2 protein-coding genes are annotated in these 2,699 nt (G+C 70.5%); both read left to right on the plus strand.

The window, feature by feature from the left end:
* Window positions 1–588 (plus strand): methylmalonyl-CoA mutase family protein (locus tag VJS38_RS02560; protein WP_324086585.1); only part of this gene is annotated, 588 nt, incomplete at its 5' end.
* The coding region (gene scpA, locus VJS38_RS02565; protein ID WP_324086586.1) for a methylmalonyl-CoA mutase at window positions 585–2,699 on the plus strand (2,115 nt) is incomplete at its 3' end. The genes VJS38_RS02560 and scpA, both read left to right, overlap by 4 nt.

Below are 2,699 nucleotides of genomic sequence, written 5' to 3' on the forward strand. Positions count from 1 at the left end.
CCCACCGCTCGCATCGAGGCGCGCACCTCGCGCCGGATGCTGGCGCGCCAAGACGCCTGGACCAACATGATCCGCCTGACCGCCGCGGGCTTCGGCGCCGCGGTCGGCGGGGCGGACGCCGTGGTGCTCGGCAATTTCACCGACGCGCTCGGCCTGCCCACCGCCTTCGGCCGCCGCCAGAGCCGCAACACCCAGCTGGTGCTGATGGAGGAGGCTTTCGTCGGCCGCGTCGCCGATCCGGCGGCGGGCTCCGGCTACGTCGAGGCGATGAGCGAACAGCTCGCCCGCGCCGCCTGGGCCAGGCTGCAGGAGATCGAGGCCGCCGGCGGCCTGGCCGCGGCCCTGGCCGCAGGCCTGATCGCCCGCGACATCGAGGCCGCCAAGGCCGCGCGGCCCGAGCCGAAGCTGGTCGGCGTCAACGCCTTCCCCCCGGCCAAGGAGGACCCGGTCGAGGTCGAGACCGCCGAGCCCCAGCCCGTCGAGGCGCCGGCCGCGACCCTGCCCGGCCCCGACAGCGCCTGCCCCGCCCTGACCGCCATTCGCCTCGCGCAAGCCTATGAGGCCGCCCCCAAGGAAGTCTCCCAATGAGCGCCTTCCCCGATTTCGCCACCCTGCCCTTCGACGCCCGGCTGCCGACGCCGGTCCCGCCGGCCGCCGATCCGTGGCTGACGCCCGAGGCGCTTTCGGTCAAGCCGTCCTACGGCCCGCAGGACGTCGGCGACCTGCCGCACCTGCGCGGCGCCTATCCGGGGATCGCGCCGTTCCTGCGCGGTCCTTACCCGACGATGTACCTGACCAACCCGTGGACCATCCGCCAGTACGCGGGCTTCTCCACGGCCGAGGAGTCCAACGCCTTCTACCGCCGCAACCTGGCGGCGGGTCAGATGGGCCTGTCGGTGGCCTTCGACCTGGCCACCCACCGCGGCTACGACAGCGACCACCCGCGGGTGAAGGGCGACGTCGGCATGGCCGGCGTGGCGATCGACTCCATCCTCGACATGCGCACCCTGTTCGACGGCATCCCGCTCGACAAGATGAGCGTGTCGATGACCATGAACGGGGCGGTGCTGCCGGTGCTGGCGCTCTACATCGTCGCCGGTGAAGAGCAGGGCGTGCCGCACGAGAAGCTGTCGGGCACGATCCAGAACGACATCCTCAAGGAGTTCCTGGTCCGGAACACCTACATCTATCCGCCCGCGCCCTCGATGCGGATCATCTCGGACATCTTCGCCTACACCTCGAAGGAGATGCCGAAGTTCAACTCGATCTCCATCAGCGGCTACCACATCCAGGAAGCCGGGGCGACGCTCGACCTGGAGCTCGCCTACACCATCGCCGACGGCATCGACTACGTCCGCGCCGGCATCGCTGCGGGCATGACCGTCGACCAGTTCGCGCCGCGCCTGTCGTTCTTCTGGTGCGCCGGCATGAACGTCTTCATGGAGATCGCCAAGCAGCGGGCCGGGCGCCTTCTGTGGGCCAAGCTCATGCGGGAGAACTTCGATCCGAAGGACAGCCGCTCGCTCTCCTTGCGCGCCCACACCCAGACCTCCGGCTGGAGCCTGGCGGCGCTCGACGTCTTCAACAACGTCCCGCGCACCGCCCTCGAGGCCATCGCCGCCACCAGCGGCCAGACCCAGAGCCTGCACACCAACGCGCTCGACGAGGCGCTGGCGCTGCCGACCGACTTCTCGGCCCGGATCGCCCGCAACACCCAGCTGTTCATCCAGCTGGAGAGCGGCCAGACCCGCGTCGTCGACCCCTGGGGCGGCTCCTACTACATCGAGCGGCTGACCGCCGACCTCGCCGCCCGCGCGCTGGACCACATCGCCGAGGTGGAAGCCCTCGGCGGCATGACCAAGGCGATCGAGGAAGGCCTGCCCAAGCGACGCATCGAGGAAGCCTCCGCCCGCACCCAGGCGCGCATCGACTCCGGCGAGCAGACCCTGGTCGGCGTCAACCGCTACAAGCCCGACGTCGCCGACGAGATCCCGATGCTCAAGGTCGACAACAGCGCCGTGCGCGAGCGCCAGCTGCAGAAACTGCAGAAGCTGCGCGCCGAGCGCGACCCGACAGCCTGCGCCCAGGCCCTGGAAGCCCTGACCAACGGCGCCGCCGGCGGCGGCAATCTCTTGGAGCTGTCGGTCGCGGCCGCGCGCGCCAAGGCCAGCGTCGGCGAGATCTCCGACGCGCTGGAGAAGGTGTTCAACCGCCACAAGGCCACGGCCGACGCGGTGAAGGGCGTCTACCTGCGCGCCTCCGGCGACACCCCGACGGCCCTGCGCGCCAAGGCGCTGGTGGCCGAGTTCGTCCAGACCGACGGGCGCAAGCCGAAGATCATGGTCGCCAAGATGGGCCAGGACGGCCATGACCGCGGCCAGAAGGTGATCGCCTCGGGCTTCGCCGACCTCGGCTTCGAAGTGGACATCGGCGACCTCTTCCAGACGCCGGCCGAAGCCGCCGCCGAGGCGGTGGCGGAGAATGTCCACGTGGTGGGCGCAAGCTCGCTCGCCGCCGGCCACCTGACGCTGGTTCCCGAGCTCAAGGCAGAGCTCGCCAAGCTCGGCCGTCCGGACATCATGGTGGTGGTGGGCGGCGTAATTCCGCCTGAGGATTTCCAGGCGCTCACCGACATGGGCGTGGCGGCGATCTTCATCCCCGGCACGGCGGTTCCCGACGCGGCGATCACCGTCCTGGAA

Origin of the sequence: Phenylobacterium sp., assembly GCF_035276905.1 — a bacterium.
In the GTDB taxonomy this organism is placed as follows: domain Bacteria; phylum Pseudomonadota; class Alphaproteobacteria; order Caulobacterales; family Caulobacteraceae; genus Phenylobacterium.